General features: G+C 44.6%; 11 protein-coding genes. 1 reads left to right on the top strand and 10 read right to left on the bottom strand.

Annotated elements, in window-relative coordinates; all coding sequences use genetic code 11:
• The 10 genes from ACZ49W_RS02795 to ACZ49W_RS02750 all read right to left on the bottom strand — a co-directional run bounded on the left by ACZ49W_RS02795 (position 1) and on the right by ACZ49W_RS02750 (position 20,085).
• The gene (locus tag ACZ49W_RS02795; RefSeq protein ID WP_464813819.1) at positions 1-1,896 is read right to left on the bottom strand and encodes a site-specific DNA-methyltransferase; all 1,896 of its coding nucleotides are present in this window, start codon (positions 1,894-1,896) and stop codon (positions 1-3) included.
• Positions 1,897-2,043: 147 nt separating this feature from the next.
• A complete protein-coding gene (locus ACZ49W_RS02790; RefSeq protein ID WP_464813818.1) occupies positions 2,044-3,990 on the bottom strand; it encodes a site-specific DNA-methyltransferase in 1,947 nt (648 codons plus the stop codon).
• A 31-nt stretch (positions 3,991-4,021) separates the two neighbouring features.
• The gene (locus ACZ49W_RS02785) at positions 4,022-4,708 is read right to left on the bottom strand and encodes a DUF4391 domain-containing protein (protein WP_464813817.1); all 687 of its coding nucleotides are present in this window, start codon (positions 4,706-4,708) and stop codon (positions 4,022-4,024) included.
• On the bottom strand, positions 4,692-7,931 hold the full coding sequence (locus ACZ49W_RS02780; protein WP_464813816.1) for a helicase-related protein: 3,240 nt from the start codon (positions 7,929-7,931) through the stop codon (positions 4,692-4,694). Before ACZ49W_RS02780 ends, ACZ49W_RS02785 begins: the two co-directional genes overlap by 17 nt.
• A 125-nt stretch (positions 7,932-8,056) precedes the next feature.
• Positions 8,057-8,386 (bottom strand): zinc ribbon domain-containing protein YjdM, encoded by a 330-nt coding sequence (locus tag ACZ49W_RS02775; RefSeq protein WP_464813815.1) that lies wholly within the window; start codon positions 8,384-8,386, stop codon positions 8,057-8,059.
• A 5-nt stretch (positions 8,387-8,391) separates the two neighbouring features.
• On the bottom strand, positions 8,392-10,209 hold the full coding sequence (glmS, locus tag ACZ49W_RS02770) for a glutamine--fructose-6-phosphate transaminase (isomerizing) (protein WP_464813814.1): 1,818 nt from the start codon (positions 10,207-10,209) through the stop codon (positions 8,392-8,394).
• Between the two features lie 385 nt (positions 10,210-10,594).
• Complete coding sequence (gene lepB, locus ACZ49W_RS02765) at positions 10,595-11,152, bottom strand: signal peptidase I (protein ID WP_464813813.1); 558 nt, start codon at positions 11,150-11,152, stop codon at positions 10,595-10,597.
• Positions 11,153-11,268: 116 nt separating this feature from the next.
• On the bottom strand, positions 11,269-16,974 hold the full coding sequence (locus ACZ49W_RS02760) for a YSIRK-type signal peptide-containing protein (protein ID WP_464813812.1): 5,706 nt from the start codon (positions 16,972-16,974) through the stop codon (positions 11,269-11,271).
• Positions 16,975-17,234: 260 nt separating this feature from the next.
• Positions 17,235-18,500, bottom strand: coding sequence for a polysaccharide deacetylase family protein (locus ACZ49W_RS02755; protein WP_464813811.1), 1,266 nt, complete (start codon positions 18,498-18,500; stop codon positions 17,235-17,237).
• A gap of 157 nt (positions 18,501-18,657) precedes the next feature.
• On the bottom strand, positions 18,658-20,085 hold the full coding sequence (locus tag ACZ49W_RS02750; protein WP_464813810.1) for an NADP-dependent glyceraldehyde-3-phosphate dehydrogenase: 1,428 nt from the start codon (positions 20,083-20,085) through the stop codon (positions 18,658-18,660).
• A gap of 206 nt (positions 20,086-20,291) precedes the next feature.
• Between ACZ49W_RS02750 and ACZ49W_RS02745 the strand changes: the two genes are divergently transcribed.
• A complete protein-coding gene (locus tag ACZ49W_RS02745) occupies positions 20,292-23,699 on the top strand; it encodes a M14 family metallopeptidase (RefSeq protein ID WP_464813809.1) in 3,408 nt (1,135 codons plus the stop codon).
• Positions 23,700-23,749 lie beyond the last annotated feature (50 nt).

Here is a 23,749-nt window from a genome sequence, read left to right as displayed (position 1 = left end):
CTACACCACCTTTACTTTTGTTTCTGGGGAGATGTCGTTGAAGATTTCTTCTAGATTGATTTTTTGGGTGCTGGTTTCAAAGGTGCTGTCTTTAAAGATCGCTCTGAGAGGTTTTTCTTTTGCCATGCTTCTTAGGACTTCATCTGGGACATGGTCACTAAAGCAGGCAAGCAGTCCTCCTGCTGCTACGTCATAGACGGTCACGCCTTGAATGGTGCGTTTTTCAATGGTTTCAGAGAGATCCAGCCCCCACTTGAGCATGATTTCAAGCAAGAGGTCGAGGTCGGTGCGTTCGTCCTTGATGTTGGAGATACTCTCAAAGAGGTCACCTTTGCTAAAGTCAGCAGGATTTTTAGCAACGTTTTTAAAGTTGGAGCTATCAAGGCGAAAAGCCTTAAAGCCAAGGTCAAGGTCCTTGGTTTCCTCCGGCTTTTCTGCTCTTAGCTTAGCGGCTGCACGGCGAATCCGCTCACGCGCAATCTGGTCAATGGTCTCATAGCCTGCCTCTTTTGCTGCAGACTTGTCTGTTACTTTCTCATCAAGGGTACAAAGGATATACCTGCGGTTTCCCCCATCTTCAGCGTTGAGCTGCATGACCGCGTCTGCCGTTGTGGCAGAGCCTGCGAAGAAGTCGAGGATGAGGGAGTCCTCAGAAGAGCCAATACTGAGAATATTCTTTAATAATTTGGTTGGTTTTGGAAAATCAAATAGACGTTCTCCTGAAAATAGTTTCTTTATTTCTTCTGTAGAATTTTTATTATTTCCATACTCCGAACCCCAGAAATCATTAGGAATTTGTCCAGCTTTTAGTGCATCTTTTAAATAAATTTTTCTCATTGGATTTCCACCATTTTTAGGCCAATGTATCAAATTTTGTGAATCTAATTGCCAAAATTCCTTCTCAGATAACATCCAATTTTTAGTAAGTTTTGTTCCATTTTGTGTAATAACATCAAATTCATATCTTCCCCGAACACTGTCAATACATGGACGTCGTGCGTAAACTCCATTGTCATCTCTATATTGGTATTCTTTTTTAGCTGTATCTGACAAAGGAATTCTGCCAATGTAAGAAGTTGGAGATTTTTTATAAAAAAGTATAGAATCTTTAACTGTAGAAAATTTTCCTACATTAGCTTGTGAATTAAATCTTCTCCATGAGATATTCGCCACAAAATTCCCCTCCCCAAAGATTTCATCGCAGACTTGTTTGAGGTGAGCTTGTTCGTTGTCGTCGATGGAGATAAAGATGACCCCACTGTCTTTGAGGAGATTTCTTGCGAGGCGCAGACGCGGATAGATCATATTGAGCCAGTCGGAGTGGTAGCGGGCGGAGCTTTTCTCATTTTTACTCAGCCCTACTTTTTGCATGCCCTCCTCATCGAGGAGGTCCATATCCTCAGAGAGCTCTTCAGTTGGTATTTCAAATTTGTCTGAGTAAACAAAGTCTTTTCCAGTATTGTAGGGCGGATCGATATAAATCATATCGACCTTGCCCAGATAGGACTCCTGCAGGAGTTTGAGCACTTCCAGATTATCGCCAGTGATAAAGAGGTTCTCACTGGTGTCAAAATCAACACTTTCCTCAAGAACTGGTCTTAGGGTCTGGGTCGAGGGACGAGCGGTTTCTGCCATGGCACCTCGCTTACCCACCCAGAGAAACTCATAGGTCTCACGCCCTTCTGAGATGTCGTGAGAGAGCAGGTCTTTTAGCTTGTCAAAGTTTATAGCAGGTCGCAAATTGCCCTGATCATCTAGGCTTTCCGTCAGAACTTCAGGAAAAAGTTGACCGATAGCCTCAATATTCTGTAAAGTGATATTCTTACTCGTTAGGTCGAGGTTTTCTACTAGCTCCCCCCCCCCACTTGTATTTTTATACATGTTTTGAGTGTTCATTTTTGTTCCTTTCAACTGCTATACAAACATATTTATCTAATTTATCTAAAAGCAATTTTTTATAAAAATAATTATAAAAGAGTTTTTTTAGTTGATCGTTTTGATTCACAAAAGCACCAAATTCTCTTACATCGCTTAAATCCAGCCCTACACCACCTTTACTTTCGTTTCTGGGGTGATGTCGTTGAAGATTTCTTCCAGATTGATTTTTTGAGTGCTGGTTTCAAAGGTGCTGTCTTTAAAGATCGCTCTGAGGGGTTTTTCTTTTGCCATGCTTCTTAGGACTTCATCTGGGACATGGTCACTAAAGCAGGCAAGCAGTCCTCCTGCTGAGACGTCATAGACGGTCACGCCTTGAATGGTGCGTTTTTCAATGGTTTCAGAGAGATCCAGCCCCCACTTGAGCATGATTTCAAGCAAGAGGTCGAGGTCGGTGCGATCGTCCTTGATGTTGGAGATACTCTCAAAGAGGTCACCTTTGCTAAAGTCAGCAGGATTTTTAGCAAGGTTTTTAAAGTTGGAGCTATCAAGGCGAAAGGCCTTAAAGCCAAGGTCGAGGTCCTTGGTTTCCTCTGGCTTTTCTGCTCTTAGCTTAGCGGCTGCACGGCGAATCCGCTCTCGTGAAATTTGGTCAATGGTCTCATAGCCTGCCTCTTTTGCTGCAGACTTGTCTGTTACTTTCTCATCAAGGGTGCAGAGAATATACTTGCGACTACCCCCATCTTCAGCGTTGAGCTGCATAACTGCATCAGCTGTAGTGGCAGAGCCTGCGAAGAAGTCTAATATAAGCATATCTTTTTTACCATACATTTTCAACAACATTTTAATATACTCTGGATTTTTAGGCATAGAGAACAGTTTTTTAGAATCAAAACTTCCATATTTAAATGAAGCTGTTTCTGTCTTTAAGTCCCACTCATCTGTTGACTTTATCAAGCTCTTTTGTTGCTTATAAACATTTCTATCTTTCTCATAAATACTGTTATCCTTAAACAATAAAGAGTGGCTATCAAATAACTCCCTAAATTTTGTCTTTGTATAGGTATTTTCTAAAAGTCGTCCATTTTTAACTGATTTATAAAGTTTATACCCTTGACAAATTAATTCATTATCTTTTTCATTAAGGGGTTCTGTCCGTAGTATTAAACTATCACCCTTAACATATACCGAATAGTCTTTATCTCCTCCTGCTGCTACTGAGTTTGTACTTTCTCCAACTAATACTCTCTTACCATTCGAATAAAATCCAAATTCATCTTCATCTAAATTATCTTTTTTTACAATATTTTGAAACGGTTGTACTAAATCAAGATTTTTAGAATAAATATGTAAAATTTCATGATTTATAGAAACAAATTTCCCATTCTTTCTCCCTTTGGGATTATTTTCAATAGCTAAACTAGCCACAAAATTCTCTTCCCCAAAGATTTCATCGCAGACTTGTTTAAGGTGGGCTTGTTCGTTGTCGTCGATGGAGATAAAGATGACCCCACTGTCTTTGAGGAGATTTCTTGCGAGGCGCAGACGCGGATAGATCATATTGAGCCAGTCGGAGTGATAGCGGGCGGAGCTTTTCTCATTTTTACTCAGCCCTACTTTTTGCATACCTTCTTCATCAAGGAGATCCATATCCTCAGCGAGCTCTTCATCTGTCTTTTGAAATCTATCCTTATAAACAAAGTCTTTTCCGGTATTGTAGGGCGGGTCGATATAAATCATATCGACCTTGCCCAGATAGGACTCCTGCAGGAGTTTGAGCACTTCCAGATTATCGCCAGTGATAAAGAGGTTCTCACTGGTGTCAAAATCAACACTTTCCTCAAGAACTGGTCTTAGGGTCTGGGTCGAGGGACGAGCGGCTTCTACCATGGCACCTCGTTTACCCACCCAGAGAAACTCATAGGTCTCACGCCCTTCTGAGATGTCGTGAGAGAGCAGGTCTTTTAGCTTGTCAAAGTTTATAGCAGGTCGCAAATTGCCCTGATCATCTAGGCTTTCCGTCAGAACTTCAGGAAAAAGTTGACCGATGGTCTCGATATTCTGTAAAGTGATATTCTTGCTCGTTAAATCGAGAGGGGTTACCCCCCCCCCCATGTATTTTTATACATGTTTTGGGTGTTCATTTTTATCTCTTTCTTTTTTTGTCCGCAAGCAGTTTCTGCAAAGCCTTGTAGCTTTTTAGCATCTCCATTTGTTTTTTGGCGGACTTTTCTTGGTACATTTTCTTCTTGAGGCGTTCCGCCTCTTTTTCCAACTTGGCTAGCTCATCACTAGCTGCGATGAGCGCTTTGATGTCCTCTGCTGGACTAGGAGCCAGTAAACTTTTCTTTCCCACCTCCTTGACCAAAGCAGCATAGACCTCATCTAGGTTTTTGCCCTCAAAACTAAGCGTCACGTCATCACTGGTTTCAAAACGGTGGACGATACGGTGATAGCAACCCCCTGTCACACTAGAAAGGGGTTCCTTATAATGAATGAGCAGGCGCTCTTTGCCATCAGGTGTCACGAGGATAAAAATCGGGTAAATCTTGAGTCGCTTATCCAGCTCTGCTAATAGCTCAGTAGCCATCACCTCACCCACCAGTTCCACGCGCAAGACCAAAATCTGCGAAACCCTTTCTCCTTTCGGAATATGGCTGGTCTTTTCATCGATGGCATGGGTGATACTGATGCGACTAATCTCTTGTCTAAGCGTCTCCTCATCCCGCTTTTTTAAGCCCAACTGCTCGAAAAAACGACTATTCCCTCGCTTGTAGGGGGCGTAGATAATCTGCTCCTTTTGGAGTTTGGTATAGTCAGATAGATGAATCATGCTCATCCCCTTTCATCATGACAAAGAAACAGATTAACTCAAAATCATCACTCCCTGCGATGCCCTCTTGAAACTGCAGCTCTTCCGCTGAAAAGAGGGTATCCATAAAGGACTGATCAGCCGTCTCCATGAGTTTATCAATCGCCACCTGCAACAGTCTAGAGTAGGCTTTCATCTGAGTGCCATCATCGGTCTGTGACTTGAAGGCTTCTACCAAGTCTGTCTGTACCTGCTTTTGATCCTTGCAGAGGCTCCGCATGGTATCAAGCAGGGTCTTACTCTCAGAGATAGGCAGGACCAAATCGCCCTCTTGACTCATATAGACCAGATAGTAGGGATGGAGGCGATTTTTTTGATTCAGCCCCTTGGTTGTGTCCTTATTTTTAAGGAGAAAGACCACGCCGTTCGGCGCTTTGTCGCTGCCTCTTGTGACCGCCTGCAAGCCTTTAGGGGTTTTTTCTAATTCCGGATGCTCTTTGAGGTAGCGTCTGAGATCCATGCGATAGTCCTCTAACCCCAGATCCATGATGGAGATGCCAGCGTTCATGTCTTCAAGATCCACCACTTCCTCACGCAGGCGCTCTAGTTGTTTTTTACGATAAAGGGCTTCTTCACGCTCTTCCTGACTCAGGAGGTTATCGTCTCCTGTGGCGGTGAGAACCGAGATCTTCATCCGTGTTTCGACCCGACTTTTGAGATCGATGTACTCGTCTAGCTCGATATTGGGCCAAAAGTTGATGAGCTGGATGACCGCATTTTGACTACCGATTCGGTCAATCCGTCCAAAGCGCTGGACGATCCTAACAGGATTCCAGTGAATATCATAGTTGATGAGGCAGTCCGCATCTTGCAGGTTTTGCCCCTCAGAGATGACATCCGTTGCGATGAGAATATCGATCTCCCTCTCATCATCTGGAAAGAGGACCTGCTTGTCCTTGGACTTGGGTGAAAAGTAGGTCAAAAGACTATTCAAATCCTTGTGCTTGGTTGAAAGAGTCGTCTTGGTCCCATCCACACCAGAGACCTGAGCGGTGTGACGCTGGTAACGCTCTAGGACATAAGGACTGATATGCTCATAAAGGTAGCGCGTCGTGGTCGCAAAGGCGCTAAAGATGACCATCTTATAATTATCAGGATTGAAGGGATGACGCATCTTCTCATCGATGATTGTATAGAGGGTCTGTAACTTCGCATCATTTTCCGGTGTGATCCGTTCACACAAGCGCTCAATCTCTTCTAAAACCTCCAAGTCACTTCTGAGATCAGCCTGCCAACTCAGATAGTCCATGTCACTAAGGGCGATAGAAATCTTTTTCCCGACGACAAAGTCACTGTTGCTATCCTCGGTATCAAAGTCAGCCTCATCAAGACTGGCATCTCCCACTTGGCTATCCTGACCAGACTGCTCGTAGCGAGCAATGGCTTCTAGCGTGGCTTTTACATAAGCCTTAACCACATCAACCAAGGTATAGCGAAAGGCCTCAATCGAGCTCTCCAAGCGTTTGAGGAGGTTGATCTGCATGAGTTTTTTGAGCCCTTGTTCACGCCCCATTTGGGTCAGGTTTTTCCCCCCTTTTTCATACTTACTCATCTTAGAGGGATAGAGATAGCGACTAGGCTGGTAGATCAAAAGATTGAGCTTTTCCAAGAGTTGATAGATCTCCTGATAAGAGACCGACCCATCTACGGTCAGGTTGGGACTGTGGTTGATCGGCTTTAGACGAGTCGGAAAATCCCCGATAGCCTCCTTGTCATAGAAATCCCTGATATGCTGCCTGCTCCTTGCGATGGTCACACTATCTAAGACCTTGAAAAAATCAAAATCCAAATCGTCCAAGAGTTTTTGTGTGCTTCTCTCCTCGCTGGGCAGTTTTGCCCAGTTATTGTAGGTTGTTTGTGCTAAGCGAAAGATGTCGTTGATCGAATGCTTGGTCTCTAGCTTGGCATCAAAAGATTGGCTATCCCCTTCATAAGCGAGGGCAAGCTGATTTTTCAAGTCATTGAAACGATTGTTGACAGGGGTGGCAGATAGCATGAGGACCTTGGTCGGCACCCCATCTTTTATGATGCGGTTCATCAACCGTTGATAGCGATTTTCCTTGCTTGATTCTCCGTCGGTATGACCACCATTTCTAAAATTATGCGACTCGTCAATCACCACCAAATCATAGGTGTCAAAGCGGTTGAGCGAGAGGTCAATGCCGTTTGATACCCCCTTATCTCGACTGAGATCCGTGTGATACAGCACATCATACTGTAGGTGGCGGTCATAGATGGGATTGTTTTTATAGGCGTGACGGTACATGTTCCAGTTATGTTCTAGTTTTTTGGGGCAGAGTACCAAGATTCGTTTGCCCCGATAGGCATAGTAGGTCATGACCGCAAGCGCAGTAAAGGTCTTTCCTAGTCCGACAGAATCCGCCAAGATACAGCCATTGTACTGTTCTAACTTTGAGATGATGGACACGACCGCATCTTTTTGGAAATCATAGAGCAGATTCCACACCTTGCTTTCTCGGTAGTTGACCCCCTCATTTGGCAAATGATCCGCTTGATGATTCTCTAAAAACTCACTGAAAATATGGTAGAGCATGACATAGTAGAGAAACTCTGGAGTCTGCTCTTTATAAGCAATCTCAAGGCTCTCCAAAACCTCCTGCGTCACCTCACGAAAATATTCATCGGATGCCCAGTATTCATCAAACTCTTCCAGATAGGCTTTTGCTTCTTTTCCCTGATAAAGATGCCGATTTTTCCTAAAGAGAGCAGGCTCATAGCCTAGCTCCTTTTGATCAAAATTGTTGAGACGATCCACTGCATAGATGTCATCTGGGGTTTCAAGCCGTAAGCCGTCGCTAATATCCTCCTCCACATTGATCGACTTAAACCGTGCCTTTTGACGGATCCAGTCCGCACACTCTTTGGCGAGAGCTTTCTGGGTCAATTCATTCATGAGTTTGAGTTCGTAGCGAGCCCCAAAGACCGAGTCCTCCCTCATCTTCTTTGGAATGGTGTATTCCCTAAATTCTTTCTTGGTTTCATCGGTCAAAAAAGTGGGACGGTTAAAGATAAAACGAAAGTCAGCAAGTCCTTCTAATTGCGCCTTGAGCGCCTCATAGGCAAACATCGAAAAAGTCTCTGCAACGAGTTTGATGCGACTCTGTGGCACCATCACTTTTTTCAGTTCATCTCCAAGGCGCTTTGAGCGATTATCAATATCCATATAGATCTCCTTTTTCGTACATGTCTATTGTATCATAATCCAAGACAGATTGAGCAACAAATCAAAAAAAGAGAAAACAAGGATTGTCACTTTAAAAAAGCAAGCCGCCTTGTTTTCATCTTTTATTAAACCTTCTTCACAAACTCTGACTTGAGGCTCATAGCACCGAAACCATCAATCTTGCAGTCGATATTGTGGTCACCTTCGACAAGGCGGATAGACTTGACCCGTGTTCCTTGTTTGATAGGTTTTGGTGCACCCTTGACCTTCAAGTCTTTGATGACAACGACACTGTCGCCGTCTGCTAAACGCGTCCCGTTGCTATCTAGGACAACCAAGCCCTCTTCGACAACCTCATCGGCTGACCACTCATAGGCACATTCTGGGCAAACCAGAAGGGCGCCATCTTCATAAACGTATTCTGAACCACATTTTGGGCAATTTGGTAACATCATGTCTCCTATTCTACTGTAACAGATTTGGCGAGATTGCGTGGTTTGTCCACATCAAGTCCACGTTGAAGGGAAGCAAAGTAAGCAATCAACTGGGTTGGGATGACCATTGAAATGGCACTAAGATAAGGATGAACAGCCGTCACGATGATGTCATCTCCTGCTTTTTCGATTCCCTCTTCGACAATGGTCAAGACACTCGCCCCTCTAGCTGCCACTTCTGCGACATTGCCACGCGTATGGCTAGCAAGGACAGGACGGTTAGAGATAAGAGCGATAACAGGTGTGCCGTCCTCAATCAAGGAGATGGTGCCGTGTTTCAACTCACCAGCCGCAAAACCTTCGCACTGGATGTAGGAAATCTCCTTGAGCTTGAGACTCGCCTCCATAGCCACGTAGTAGTCCAAACCTCGACCGATATAAAAGGCATTGCGCGTGGTCGCAAGAAGGCTAGCTACCTTATCTGCAATCAGGTCTTTCTCAGACAGGGTGGCTTCGATCGATTGGGCAACAATGGAGAGCTCATGGACCAAGTCAAAGGCCTTAGCCTTATCACTACCGTTGGCTTCACCGACTGCCTTTGCCAAAAAGGCAAGGGTTGCAATCTGAGCTGTATAAGCCTTAGTTGAGGCTACCGCAATCTCAGGACCCGCATGTAGGAGCATGGTATGAGTCGCTTCACGAGAAAGGGTAGAGCCTGGTACATTGGTCACTGTCAAGCTAGGAATGCCCAACTCATTGGTCTTGACCAAGACCTGACGGCTATCTGCTGTCTCTCCAGACTGGCTGAGGAAGATAAAGAGTGGCTTTTTGCTTAGAAGTGGCAACTGATAGCCCCACTCAGAAGCAATGCCAAGCTCAACTGGCGTATCGGTCAAGTCTTCCAAGAACTCTTTTGAAGCAAATCCTGCGTGATAGGACGTTCCTGCTGCGATGATATAGATGCGGTCGGCTTCTTGGACAGATCTCACAATGGCTTCATCCACCTTCATGTTTCCGTCCTCATCAGCATAAGTCGAGATGAGCTTGCGCATAACGGCAGGTTGCTCGTCGATTTCTTTGAGCATGTAGAAAGGATAGGTGCCTTTTCCGATATCAGAGAGGTCGAGCTCAGCGATATAGCTCTCACGTTCTACAACCTCTCCATCATAGTTTTCCACTGTCACGCTCTCTGGTGTCACGATGACTAGCTCTTCATCATGGATTTCCATATAGCGGTTAGTCTCACGAATCATAGCCATAGCATCTGAGCAGACCATGTTGTAACCATCTCCTAGCCCAATCAAGAGAGGGGACTTATTTTTCGCTACAAAAATGGTATCTGGAACTTGCCTATCAATCAAGGCAAAAGCGTAAGAACCCTTGATCAACTTGAGGGCTTTTCTAAAGGCTGAGAGGGTATCAAGACCGTCTTCTTCCACAAATTTTCCAACCAAGTGAACCACAATTTCCGTATCGGTTTGTCCCTTAAAGGTGTGACCTGCTAGGTATTCGTCTTTTAGTTCAGCATAGTTTTCAATCACTCCATTATGCACCAAGGTCAAACGTCCCATTTGTGATTGATGCGGATGCGCATTTTCCTCAAGGGGTTTGCCGTGAGTTGCCCAGCGGGTGTGTCCGATCCCACGGTTTCCTGCCACCTTATCCCCTACTTTTTCTCTTAGATCTGCGATACGACCAACGGATTTGACCAAGTTATCATCCCCAGCTGCTGTGGTGACAAAAATTCCAGCCGAATCATAGCCACGGTATTCTAATTTTTCAAGTCCTTGTAACAAGATGTCTGTTGCATTTTCATTTCCTACAACACCAACAATTCCACACATATTTTTATCTGGATAAGGTCAAAACCTTACCTTCCTCCTTTAAATTGGTCTAGTCATTTTCATTGATAAAAATGTAACAAATATAGTATATGCTATTGTTCGAGCCTTGTCAAGAAAAAAATTGGTCTAGTCAGATAGAGGAAAAAGAAAGAAAAAGAAAGGAAGTTGGAAATGTATCCAACCTCTATTCCTTTCTAAACTGTTCTTTTAAAAACGCTAGTCATCTAGTGGGGCTAATACGCTTGAGTTCTCAAGCTGTTAGCCCCTACTAGACCTTGCGGAGGTGGGAGTAAAACTGTTCAGTGAACAGTTTTAGCCCGAGCCTAAAAACAAGAGAGTGAGGAAAAATCGAATTTCTCCGAAATTACCGATTTTTGTCCCACTCTCATTCACTTTTGACAAAACCAAAGGCATCAAGGGGTGATAGTCTAAAGGTCACCACACCAACAATATTTTCCTCTGCAATCAGTCCAAAGGTCCTGCTATCCTCCTTGTTTTTACGATTATCGTTTAAAACGAGATAAGACCCTTGAGGAATCTTGGTTAGGGCTTTTCCTGTGAGCGTTTGTAAGGTAAAGTCTTCGGTATAAAGCATCCCAGCCTCTTTTTTGGCTAGGTGTCTCTCTTGGAGCTTCTCCAAATAAGGCTCTGCTGTGACCTTATTGTTGCGATACAAAATATCATCCATATAAGTCACACTATCTCCGCCCTTTGCCACGATGCGTCCCAGATGCTTCTTACCATCCGCTTGATAGACCACAAAGGACAGACGCTTTGGCTCTTCCTTAACCGCCAAGACCACTTGATTGGTCTTGAGATAAGCATTGGCTTCTTTTTGAGGCACGCGGTAACTCTGATTGGTCAAGGTCCTAAACCCAACCAAGCCAATCACCAGTAAAAAGAGAGCCAGAACAATATTTCTAATCAAATCCCGCTTGAGCATAAGCCCTCCTCTTTCTATTTCACTTCATTATACCATTTTTGGTGCGAAAAAGAAAGTTTCCAAATAGCCCCAACAAAAAGAGGCGGGAACAAATCCCAACCTCTTGACGAACTGTTTTAATCTTTGGCTTTCTTTCTACCGATAAGCGCCATTCCCAAGGTCAAAAGAACCAAGTCAAGACCTAGAACAGAGTAGGAAGATCCCTCATCTCCAGTCTGAGGGAGAGCTTTTTTCGAATCGGCTGGTTGACGATTAGACGAATTTGCTCTAGAAGTGAGCGCCTCAATACGAGGCATTTCACTCACTTCTTTTAAGGTCTTTTCTTTTTGGTCAAAAGTCGGCACAACAATTGGCTCTTGGGACTCAGTTGTTTCATTCGCTTGGTTTGGCATCTCCTCATGAGGTTGCTCAAGACTAGCTTGACCGTCTAAGGCTTCTAAGGTAGCGGCAAGAGTTGTTGTCGCTTCTTCGATTTGAGATTGGGTGACGTTAGAAGCATCGAGAAGGATCTGGGCTTGCTCAAGAGCTGTTTGAACAGCGGTTTTGACCTGAGAGGAAGCGGTGAGATAAGGGGCTTTGGTGGTTATCTCTTTGGCTTGCGCCACTTTTTCTTTGAGAGCGTCTTTAAAGATAAACACAGGCTTTTCAACAGTTAAGTCCTGATCATCCACTTGATAAATGGTCACCAAATGCTCAGCTGAAACAAAGACTTCTGACTGGCCTGCTTTGTCCACTAGTCTGGCATTTCCCTTCTCATCGATGGTCACCAGCTTATCAGGATTCAAGGCTTCAAGACGAGCCTTCAAATCATCTCGCTCGCTATGATCTAAGAAGGCAGAAGCAACGAGAAGATGGGCTTCAGGAAGAGTGACCAACTGTGCCTTGGCTAGTAAAAGGCTTTGCTGAGCAAGGAGCAGGTCTTCTTTTGTAGCGTTTTCTTCTAAGAGAAGCGCTTGCGCTTGATGAATGGCGGCTTCATAAGCGGCTTTGGTTTCAGGTAAGACGAAGTCATAAGACGATGAGCTTTGAAGGCTGAGAGCTTGATGGAGGGCTGCTTGCAAGTCATCCTTTAGAGACCTGAGATTTTCAACAGGTTCATTTTCATTCTTTGCTTTTAGATCGGACTGAGCTAGGAGTAGCGCTTTCGTTTCAAAATCAACAGCATCTTGACTGGTATTTTCTGTATTCAAGAGGGCCTCAGCTTTTTTCAAAGCAGCGTCATAGGCAGCTTTTTGAGCTTCTGAAGCATTGAGGTAGAGCGCTTGTAACGTCATATCCTTGGCTTCTGCCAACGCCTTTTGAAGGGCGGACTTATCTGTTTCTTGTCCGTCCAAGACCGCAGCCGTGTCCATCACCCTTGTCATGATGGCTTCCATCTCGTCTGAGGTGAGCGCTTGATCAGAAAGGGCTGCCTTTGCCTGCGCTAAAGCGGTATCGTATGCCTTCTTCGCCTCTTTCGAAGCATTTTGATAAGTATGGCTGGCTCTGATTTCGCTATCTTGCGCAATCTCTTGAGCCAAGGCTACCTTGGCTTGCTCCAAAGGAATTGAAAGAGAGGCAGGCATGAGGCCTTGTTCAGCAGTCGCTAGTTCTTCTCGGGCCATATCCACTTCTCCTTGTGTGGCATTTGGATCGGCGTTAACTTTTTGGGCTTGCGCTAGAGCGGTGTCATAGGCACTTTGCGTTTCTAAAGTCGCACCTTGGTAACGCTCGCTTGCCATCACGTCTGTGGATTTGGCAATCTCAAGGGCAAGACTGCTTTTATTCACTGGAATTGGAGTTTCACCATCTAGGGCAACTGCGCTTGCCATCAAGTTTAGCCTTGCCTCATCTACTTGAGCTTGGCTAGCGTTCGGGTTATCGTTCACTTCTTTTGCCGCATACAAGGCGTCATCATAGGCTTTTTGACTGGCTGGACTAGCATTTTGGTACTCGGCAGATGCCTTGACCTGACTTTCTTTGCCGATTTCTTGCGCTAACTTGGTCTTATCAGCCACCATAACAAACTGTCCGTCCAGAGCAGCTGCGGTATTTTGTAATTGCGCAACGGCTGCGTCAATGTCAGATTGGGATGCCTCTGAATTGCTATTAACTGACTTAGCAGATGTTAAAGCATCATCATAAGCTGTCTGACTCGCTGAACTTGCTCTTGTATATTTATCGCTAGCTTTAATCGCTGACTCTTTGGACAATTCGGCTTCAAGCGCTGACCTGTCCGCGCGGCCATCTAGATTATTTGCAGCAGTCTGTAATTGCGCAACGGCTGCGTCAATGTCAGACTGGGTTGCTTCTGGATTGCTATTAACTGACTGGGCAGAGGACAAGGCAGTATCATAAGCTGTCTGACTCGCTGAACTTGCTCTTGTGTATTTATCGCTGGCTTTAATCGCTGACTCTTTGGACAATTCCGCTTCAAGCGCTGACCTATCAACAGGTGTTACTTTAACTTCTTCGGCAAGTCCTAGAGTCGCAGCGATGAGGCTATCTTTGGCTTTGTCCACTTCTGACTGACTGGCTTTGGGATTGTTATCCACAGCTTTTGCCAAGGCCAAGGCGGTTTCATACCCCTTTTGAGTGACTGCTGAAGCAGATAAATATTTGCTTGAAGCTCTGACTTGTGCTTCTTTGACAATCTCTGCTGCTAGCGCTGTCTTATCGACTGCATCTGGATTCAATGGACTACCATCTAACTTGCTTGTGGATTTGATTAGCCGTGAGAGTGCTTTGTCAATCTGGGCTTGGCTAGCGTTCGGGTTATCGTTCACTTCTTTTGCCGCATATAAGGCGTCATCATAGGCTTTTTGGCTAGCCGGACTGGCGTTTTGGTACTCGGCAGATGCCTTGACTTGGCTTTCTTTGCCGATTTCTTGCGCTAACTTGGTCTTATCGGCCACTCTAACAGGCTGTCCGTCCAGAGCAGCTGCGGTATTTTGTAATTGCTCAACGGCTGCGTCAATGTCAGATTGGGATGCCTCTGAATTGATATTAACTAACTTAGCAGATGTTAAAGCATCATCATAAGCTGCCTGACTCGCTGAACTTGATCTTGTGTATTTATCGCTGGCTTTAATTGCTGACTCTTTGGACAATTCGGCTTCAAGCGCTGACCTGTCCGCGCGACCATCTAGATTATTTGCAGCGGTCTGTAATTGCGCAACGGCTGCGTCAATGTCAGACTGGGTTGCTTCTGGATTGCTATTAACTGACTGGGCAGAGGACAAGGCAGTATCATAAGCTGTCTGACTCGCTGAACTTGCTCTTGTGTATTTGTCACTAGCTTTAATCGCTGACTCTTTGGATAATTCGGCTTCAAGTGCTGACCTATCAACAGGTGTCACCTTAACTTCTTCGGCAAGTCCTAGAGTCGCAGCGATGAGGTCATCTTTAGCTTTGTCCACTTCTGACTGGCTGGCTTTAGGGTTGTTATCGATAGCTTTTGCCGTTTCTAAAGCAGTTTCATAAGCCTTTTGAGTGACTGCTGAAGCAGATAAATATTTGCTTGAAGCTCTGACTTGTGCTTCTTTGACAATCTCTGCTGCTAGCGCTGTCTTATCGACTGCATCTGGATCCAATGGACTACCATCTAACTTGCTTGTGGATTTGATTAGCCGTGAGAGTGCTTTGTCAATCTGGGCTTGGCTAGCGTTCGGGTTATCGTTCACTTCTTTTGCCGCATATAAGGCGTCATCATAGGCTTTTTGGCTAGCCGGACTGGCGTTTTGGTACTCGGCAGATGCCTTGACTTGGCTTTCTTTGCCGATTTCTTGCGCTAACTTGGTCTTATCGGCCACTCTAACAGGCTGTCCGTCCAGAGCAGCTGCGGTATTTTGTAATTGTGCAACGGCTGTATCAATGTCAGTTTGTGTTGCTTCGGGGTTGCCATTGACTGACTTAGCAGAGGCTAGAGCATCATCATAAGCTGTCTGACTCGCTGAACTTGCTCTTGTATATTTATCGCTAGCTTTAATCGCTGACTCTTTGGACAATTCGGTTTCAAGTGCTGACTTGTCCGCGCGACCATCTAGATTATTTGCAGCGGTCTGTAATTGTGCAACGGCTGCATCAATTTCAGTTTGTGTTGCTTCGGGGTTGCCATTGACTGACTTAGCAGAGGCTAGAGCATCATCATAAGCTGTCTGACTCGCTGAACTTGCTCTTGTGTATTTATCGCTGGCTTTAATTGCTGACTCTTTGGACAATTCGGCTTCAAGCGCTGATTTGTCTGTCGGAACATAAGTTAGGCTACCAAGGACCAGCTGAGGACTATCGTTGCCCGCCTCATCCCTTGCTGTCACTCTGACATTATAAATCGTACCCGCCACCAGCTGAGCCGAATCACTCACTTCGGTATTCCCGTCATAGAGCTTAACGCTCAGCCTTTCTCCTAACGTTGCTTTTGTTGAATAATTATCGCTAACAACGATTTTATCAGCCACACCATTTAAAAAGGCTTGAAGGGCACTTTTAGTCACAAAGTGCTTAATGGCATTTTCATCTGACCAGCCCAAGGCTTCTTTTGAAGTCCTCTCATCAATCCTTGGAGAAGTCACATCCACCGGAATCACGAACAAATCAATCATGTCTGTCCCATTCACATCTGGTTTTACCTGAGAAACAGGCTGATCTGAAATCCAAAATTGGTAGCGAGAAATAGCTGTGGCTTGTTCTGATAAGGTCGCAGGACCATTAGAGATTGCTGACGTGACAATTTTTTCTTCTCTCAAGTGAAGAGGACCAAAACCATTTGTCCACGTTTCAGGAATGACAAAGCCTTGTTCTCCAGAAATGCCAGTATATTTAACCTTATCCAACACACCATCTGGCCCTTCATTTGATCCGGTCAAATCAATTGGCGCATCACTTCTATAATCCGCCACGGTTACTAGATCCATAACCGCTGTATTGGTCCATTTTTTAATTTTAGCATCATAAAACTTATAGGTGCCTGTTGCCTTATCTTGAGCCAGCGTATCCTCGCTTGGTCGCCAGTTACTGCGCCAAGCCGTGCTTTCTGCCGTCTTTTTATCCGTTCCTAGCAAAATCCGCCCAACAAGATTACCCGCCTTATCTGACAGATAAGCCCGAAGCAAATCAAGAATATTCCCCGTATCAAAAGGCGTTTCATCACCAAGAGCGTAGTAGTAATAAAAGGCAACTCGGTCACTTCTGACCTCACCACCAGCTGAGCGTAAACCTGGGTCGTTAGGGCGACCAGCAACCTGTACGCCCTTTCCAGCCAACCCAATAGCGTAAGAACTGGCCTGCTCCACACTTCTAAACGTCATTTCTGTCGGAATAGACGCTGCTTCATAGACCGTTTCGCTAGCAGCTAGAGTCTGTGCTTGCCCATCTTTGGTGATGGTCACCGTCCCGTCCTTGGCAATGCTGATATTTTCCGCACTCAAGTCTGGATTGCTAGCTAGGAGACGTCTCATCACCTTTGCTTGATCGCTTTCTTTCAATGCCTTTGGATCTGCCACTGCTACCTTTTCAGGTGCGACAGTTTGAAAGGTAGCAATCGTTTGCTTTGGAAGGACAGAAAGAGACGCAGAGGGTTCGTTGGCTTGCGTTTGATTTTTTTCGCCCTCTTCTGGCGTTACTTCTGATACTACTTCTAGCGCTGACTCTTGCAAGTCTTTTACTTCGCTAGATGTTTCATCAAAAGCACTTTCTGCTCTTGTCGTGGTCTGTGTTTCTACCTTTTCCTGCTCATCTGCCGACACAAATGTTGTTCCCGAAACAAAAGTTGCACCGACTAAGACAGAAAAAACTCCTACCTTAAACTTACGAATGGAAAATATTTCTTTTTTTCTAAAATCCATGGGTAATGGTCTCCTTTTCATCAATCACAATATTATAGCAAGTCTAGGCCCATTCCTATACTGGTTTTAAGTTTACCCAATTTTGTATCTTTTTGTCAAGTCATGTTATATTTTGAAAAGGTATTCTAAAGGCTCAGAAATCGTGTCAATGCCCACTATTGTGAAGTTTTGAGCAAATCTAGGCAAAATGATTTTTTTGTCTATTTTTACAAAAGAAAAAGCACCTGAGGCATAAGCATCTCAAGTGCTGGATGAAACAACTACTCATCAAAATCTTTATACAATTCTTCAATGGTGACAAACTCATACCCTTGACCAGCCAAATACTCCATGACACCTGGCAGAGCATCGACAGTGGTTTGGTGAATATCATGCATGAGGATGATACTGCCTGGTTGCGTTCCTTTTTTCACATTTGCCAAAATCATGCTTGGATTATGATTTTGCCAATCAAGGGTGTCCACTGTCCAAAGGATTTGCTCCATGTGCGAAAGTGAGCGGATGCGTTCGTTGGTCGCACCATAAGGTGGTCGTAGAATGTCCGTTCCTTTTCCGATCGCTTTTTTGATGGCATCACTGGTATCGTTGATTTCTGCCTTGACTTGAGCGTCGCTTAGTTTGGTCAAATCTGGGTGATCCCAAGTATGGTTGCCAATCTCATGACCTGCTTTTTGGATTTTTTTGACCAAGGATTCGTTGCCTACCACATTAGACCCCACCATAAAGAAAGTAGCTTTGGCCTTATATTGGGCTAAAATCTTCAAGACCTGTGGCGTGGTTTCTGGATTTGGACCATCATCAAAGGTCAATGCCACCACTTTCTTGGTAAAAATGTGATGCTCCTTGAGATAAGCCTTGTAATCTTTTAGGTCTTGACCTTTGAGGTACTCACTATTGACCACATCGTAGAGGTTGGCAAGAGGCACAGTTACCTCATTTTCAAAGACCAACTGACCATCTTTGTAGTCAAACTGCTCATTTTCCTTAATCTCCTTATCCGTGTCTGGATAAAGGGCTTGGACTTCTTCGTTAAGCCGATCCATCCCGCCTTTGTCTAGAAACTGCCCAATGGTGAAAATGGTGCTGGCATCCTTGACAGGGTAAGAAGTCAAAACCTTGTCTGTTCGTTTGCTGGTATTGACCCCAAAATAGTCAATCGGATAAGTCACCTTATGAATTGACATGACACCAACGTGATTGAGTCCTGTCTCTTTGACCGTTGGATAAAGAATGGTCAACTGACGCTTGGTCTTACTACTGGGACGGTCTTGTTTACTGACCACCATACTATTATAAATCGGTGTATCCTTGATGGTCGGGCTAAGATAGTAGATGGGATTTGTTTTGCCGTTGGTTGCGTCGTAGAGTTTGAGCGTCACCCCTGTTTTTTTTGAAATCCCTGCTTCTTTTTCCACTGCTTGATTGATGGAATGCTGTACCTGCCAATGGACCACCTGCGTCCACACAAACAAGGTCAGCAAAAATCCAATCAAAATACCCAAGCTAATATCCAAATACCGTTTCATCTACTCGTCCTATATCTTCTTTCCCATCAATGTTATCGTCTTTTCGTTTCTCACTAAAAACTAAATCACTTTCATTATACCGTTTTTTTTGAAAAATCTCCAGTATTTACAAAGAAAGGAACCCGACTAAAGCGCCGAATTCCTCAATTTTTCAGTCTTATTGAATATCAAAGACAACAGATTTAAGAGTGGTCATGGCTTCGATAGAGTATTTGACTCCTTGAACCCCTGCACCTGACTTCTTAGCCCCAAGGAATGGGAAGTTGTCTGTTCCACGTTGGGTCTTGTTGTTGATATGAACCGTTCCCACTTCCAATTGCTCTGCAATAGAGAAGGCAAGTGGGTAGTTTTTAGTAAAGACAGAAGCCTGCAAACCGTATTCTGATTTGTTAGAAATCTCGATAGCTTCTTCAACAGAATGAACACGGATGATTGGAAGCACTGGTCCAAATGGCTCTTCCCAAGCAAGGCGCATATCTGTTGTCACACGGTCAAAGAGGATTGGGCAGATCAAGTTGTCTTCACGCTTGATTTCAGTCTTAGCTTCTGCGCCTTTTTCTTTGGCGTCTTCGACCAAACCTTCAACAAAGTCAGCTGCTGCGGTATCAATGAGTGGTGTGATGTCGGCATCATCTTCTGGATTTCCCACGATGAGTTTTTCGATCTTACCACGCAAGATTTCAACCAACTCATCTGCCACACTATCCATGACGAGCACGCGCTTAACCGCTGTACAACGTTGACCAGAGTAACCAAAGGCTCCTGCAACAATGTTTTTTGCGGTCAACTCAAGGTCAGCATCTTCAAGGACAATGGCAGAGTCCTTCCCACCAAGCTCAAGCATGATCGGACGCATACCAGCCAAACGACCGATGCGCTCACCGATTTGAGTGGAGCCTGTAAAGTTGATAAAGTTGACTTCTTCGTGTTCCACGATGTAGTCCCCGATTTCAGACCCACGACCTGTGATGGTATTGAGTACACCCGCTGGAAGTCCTGCTTCTACAAAGGCTTCTGCCAAAAGCAAACCTGAGATAGAGCCTTGCGTTGGTGGTTTAAACATCACAACGTTTCCTGCGATAAGAGCAGGCGCAATCTTAGAACCAGCAAGGTTAACAGGATAGTTAAAAGGCGAGATGGCAAGCACTACACCGACTGGCTCACGACGTACCACAGCGATTTTTTTCTTGCTAGCTGCTTCAAAGCTACCGCCTTCAAGCACTTCACCAGAAATCCGCACGCCCTCTTCTGCCGCATAGTGGATGATTTCGGCTGTTCTCACTACTTCAGCAACGGCTGATTTATAGCCTTTGGCAATTTCTTTAGATAGGACAGCGCCAATTTTTTCCTTATCTCTCACAAGGATATCTGCGGCCTTATGCAAATAAGCAGCACGTTCTACATAAGAGAGCGCACGCCATGCTTTCAAAGCACGACGACCTGCTGCCATCGCCTCATCCACTTCTTTTTGGCTCATGGCTGGAACTGTTCCAAGCACTTCACCAGAAGCAGGGGCAGAGATGGTGATGGTGTTTTCAGAAGCAACCCACTCACCATTGACATAATTACGATAGTCTTTTGTCATACGACTTCTCCTCTAAAAGTTTATAGCCATATTATAGACTCTTTTAGATGCGATTTCAACTATTTGATACGTTCTCTTTTTCACGAACTTTCAAAAAAAGAAAGCTCAAGCTTTCAAACAGTGATGGATTTAACGTTTTTCTATCTTCAATAATGATAAAATGTAATCGGATACAATTTAATTATTTTATATTAGGAGAGGTTCTTATGAAAATCTTATCCAAAAAACAACTGCTCAACCAGTTGCTAATCGCTTCAGCTATCCTTTCTGCTGTTGTCGTCAGTCAATCCCAAGTCCTAGCTGATACCAGTGTTCTGCCCCAAAGTCAGCCAGAAACCACCCAAGTCACATCAAATCAAGAGAGAACAAACACCTTAGATTCACAAATAAGCACGCAGACTACGCTTCAAATAGCTTCTTTGGATGCCAAAGAGCCTACTAACAAACCAGAAGAAGACCTTTTGGCTACCACAGATGAAACCATCGTCTTGCCTACTTCGACCATTTACATGTCTGAGCACAATACAACCATCGATACCATTCCAACCAAGATTTTTGAAAAGACGAAATCTTGGACCTTGGACGACTCTCCTATCGAAGATTGGCGTACTTGGAACCTTAAAGCAGGAGACTTTAGCGGCGAACCTTTTGTTGGAGTCGTAGCAGGAAAAGAAAAAGATAAGGCAGACCTAGGAATTGCCTTTGATTTTCAGCCCCTTTTTGGTGAGGACCTCAGCATGCGCACCCCAAGCAATATCAGGAGAACCTATCGCCACTGGATAGGGGAGCACCTCTTAAAAGGTAGTGACGACGATGGCAAGATCCTCATCACAAAACCTTTGATTTTTAGACCTTATCAAGATTTTCATACCCATGATGAAATGCTAGCTGAAATCACAAACATCGAACAACATGCCCCACAAGACCGCCTGGTGCAACTCGAAACTATCGGCATCAGTGCGCAAAACCGAGACATTAAAATGGGAATTATCGCTCAAGACAAGGACAGTTTGGAACACTATCTCAAAGAAACTACGCCTTTAATGTTGAGCAAACCTGACCAGCTTCTTGATGCGTTGGAAAAAGGACAATTTGACGGGAAACTTCCTATTCTCATCAATAATACCCACGCTGATGAACAACCGGGAATCGATATCGTCACCGGTCTATTTAAAGCTTTTGCCACCAAAAACAGCCTCGATTATCAGCTAACCGATAAAGATGGGCAAGAACAAACCATTCATCTTGATATTCAAGAGCTTCTGAAAAAATTTATCTTCCTCTTTGACTTCACTGAAAATCCAGATGGCGATGTTGCCAATACCAGAACTCTCATCAATGGGCTTGACCCTAACCGTGACACGGGCTATCAAAATAATCCAGAAACACGCGCCATCGTCACACAAATCAACAAGTGGAATCCCATTGCTGTCTTTGACATTCACGGCTTTATCAAGGATTTTCTTATTGAACCTGCAACACCACCGCACGATCCGAATTTTGAGTATGATTTATTTGCTGACCTCATGCTAGAAAATGCTCAAGAAATGGGGCAAACAGGGATTTCCAATTCCAAATATAATCATTTTATCATTCCTAAAATCAACTGGGGAGAAGGTTGGGATGACTCGTTTTCTGGCTATACTGCCGTCTATGCCATGTATCACGGCATTTTAGGTCATACCATTGAAATCCCTGAGGGAAATGAAGCCTCCTATCAAGCTGGTTTTCATGCTGTCTTGGGCGGTATCCACTACTTGAGCACCCATATCAAGGAACTCATGAAAGCTAGACTCCAATTTTACTCCAGAGGCATTCATCAAATCGAAGACCCAAAAGCTGAAAACGAACTGGTCGGACCTAATGGCGAGATTGTCGGACGTCTCAAAAAACAAGACCCTAAATTCTTCCCGAACTATTATATCATTCCCATGACACTTGACCCAAGCATTGATGCCCAAGAAGCCTTTAATATGATTGACTATTTTAAACGCAACGGTGTCATCGTCAAAGAATTAAGCAAGGACACCCAAGGCTTTAAAAAAGGTGATCTCGTCATTGATATGGCGCAAGCCAAACGTGGTTTTGCCAACCATGTCCTCTACTCAGGTTCTGACGAATCCGCTTGGGGAGCCATGTATGCAGAAGTGGTGGTCAACTTCCCAGCTATGCGCGGCTTTAAAGCCACAGCTGTCTTTAAGGATCACCTCTTTGATGGTAAACTAACGGACGTGGATTGGAAAGCCGCTCCTAAAACCAGCCGAGTAGAGCAAAAAGCGCCTTACTACATCATTGCCAACAATTCTAAAGAAGCTGTTCTGGCGGTCAACCAAGCCCTCTCTAAGGGAGAAAAAGTCTATTTAACAGACGATGGTTTCATCGTTTCCACCAAGACCTTTGCCCAACTGCTAAACGACCACGCGCTAATCGGCACCCCCCTCTACCAAAAACCAGTTGGAGAGAGCTTAAAACCGATTAAGGTTTATTCACCATCTCATCACTTCAGCTGGGCAGGGGATTTTGCCCTCACATCAAACGCAGCGCTAGCCCTCAAACAAATGGGATTTGAAATCGTTTCTTCTCCTGATGAGGCAGACGCTATTGTCCTTGAGGACAATAAATTTGATGCTTCTCTTTTAGGTCACAAGCCAACCATTATCACAGGTGGCTCAGCCCTCCAACACCTCGAAGAACTCAAGGTCTTAGATGGCTTTGACGCTGAACAATTTGAAGGCGGTGACGATTACGAAGGTTTGATTAAAATCCAACTCGACGACCAAAATCCGATGACGAGTGGCTATCTCAAAGATGATCTGTTCTACTCCAACTCTGGCAACTGGATTGAAAAAATACCAGCTGGCTTTAAACCACTGGCATCTATCCTGGACAAAGATTTTTATATCGCAGGTTGGTGGCCAAATCACGAACAACTCGCAGGTAAGACTGTCGCTATCTTTGGTCACTATCAAGATCAGCCCCTCTTTATCTACGCTGGTAACCCAGCTAACCGCCTCCATCCTGTGCATCTCTATCGTTGGTTATCCAATAGCCTCTTTGGCAGCCAGCTCGCTAAGTTAGAGCCTATCCCAGTCGCTCAAGTGCGCTTTACCATTTTGGATCAAAACCACACTCCTCTTTCAAATGTTGAGATAGCTCTTAGCATCAACGGCGAAGTCAACCATTACCGCTCTAATCAAGCGGGTCAAATTGACATGACCGCCTTATCCGAGCAAATGCTCACCTATCAGTTGACACAGCTACCAAAAGGTTATACCACTTCTCACCTATCAGGAGAGATTGCCCAACTCTCAGCTGGATTGACACAAGTCAACCTAGTGGTGACAAAAGTAGATACCACAACTCCTAAGCTTCCTGTCACACCATCCTACCAGTATGTCGCTTTAAAACCGGTTCATACCAAAGGACAAGCCCTCAGCTCTCATTCACTCTTGATGCCTTCTAACAAGGACGACAAACAAGCAGATCTTGCCAAACCGCAAACCAGCTTACCAAAAACAGGAGACAAGAACCAAGCACTCACCTTCATGGGGATTGTCCTATCCTTCTTCTCTCTGACTAGCCTAAGAAAAAAGAAGCTAACCAACACTGACTAAAGCCGGCTCTTACTTTGTTGCTTGATACCATCAAGCTCTCATGATATAAT

The sequence above is a fragment of the Streptococcus sp. STR1/CE/0325 genome (assembly GCF_055386095.1).
This window is presented reverse-complemented; position numbering and strand designations above follow the sequence as displayed.

What these genes read in the sequence shown, in the direction of transcription:
- ACZ49W_RS02795 (WP_464813819.1), bottom strand. Translation starts at nt 1,896, where the DNA reads ATGAACACTCAAAACATGTATAAAAATACAAGTGGGGGGGGGGAGCTA.
- ACZ49W_RS02790 (WP_464813818.1), bottom strand. Translation starts at nt 3,990, where the DNA reads ATGGGGGGGGGGGTAACCCCTCTCGATTTAACGAGCAAGAATATCACT.
- ACZ49W_RS02785 (WP_464813817.1), bottom strand. Translation starts at nt 4,708, where the DNA reads ATGATTCATCTATCTGACTATACCAAACTCCAAAAGGAGCAGATTATC.
- ACZ49W_RS02780 (WP_464813816.1), bottom strand. Translation starts at nt 7,931, where the DNA reads ATGGATATTGATAATCGCTCAAAGCGCCTTGGAGATGAACTGAAAAAA.
- ACZ49W_RS02775 (WP_464813815.1), bottom strand. Translation starts at nt 8,386, where the DNA reads ATGATGTTACCAAATTGCCCAAAATGTGGTTCAGAATACGTTTATGAA.
- glmS (WP_464813814.1), bottom strand. Translation starts at nt 10,209, where the DNA reads ATGTGTGGAATTGTTGGTGTTGTAGGAAATGAAAATGCAACAGACATC.
- lepB (WP_464813813.1), bottom strand. Translation starts at nt 11,152, where the DNA reads ATGCTCAAGCGGGATTTGATTAGAAATATTGTTCTGGCTCTCTTTTTA.
- ACZ49W_RS02760 (WP_464813812.1), bottom strand. Translation starts at nt 16,974, where the DNA reads ATGGATTTTAGAAAAAAAGAAATATTTTCCATTCGTAAGTTTAAGGTA.
- ACZ49W_RS02755 (WP_464813811.1), bottom strand. Translation starts at nt 18,500, where the DNA reads ATGAAACGGTATTTGGATATTAGCTTGGGTATTTTGATTGGATTTTTG.
- ACZ49W_RS02750 (WP_464813810.1), bottom strand. Translation starts at nt 20,085, where the DNA reads ATGACAAAAGACTATCGTAATTATGTCAATGGTGAGTGGGTTGCTTCT.
- ACZ49W_RS02745 (WP_464813809.1), top strand. Translation starts at nt 20,292, where the DNA reads ATGAAAATCTTATCCAAAAAACAACTGCTCAACCAGTTGCTAATCGCT.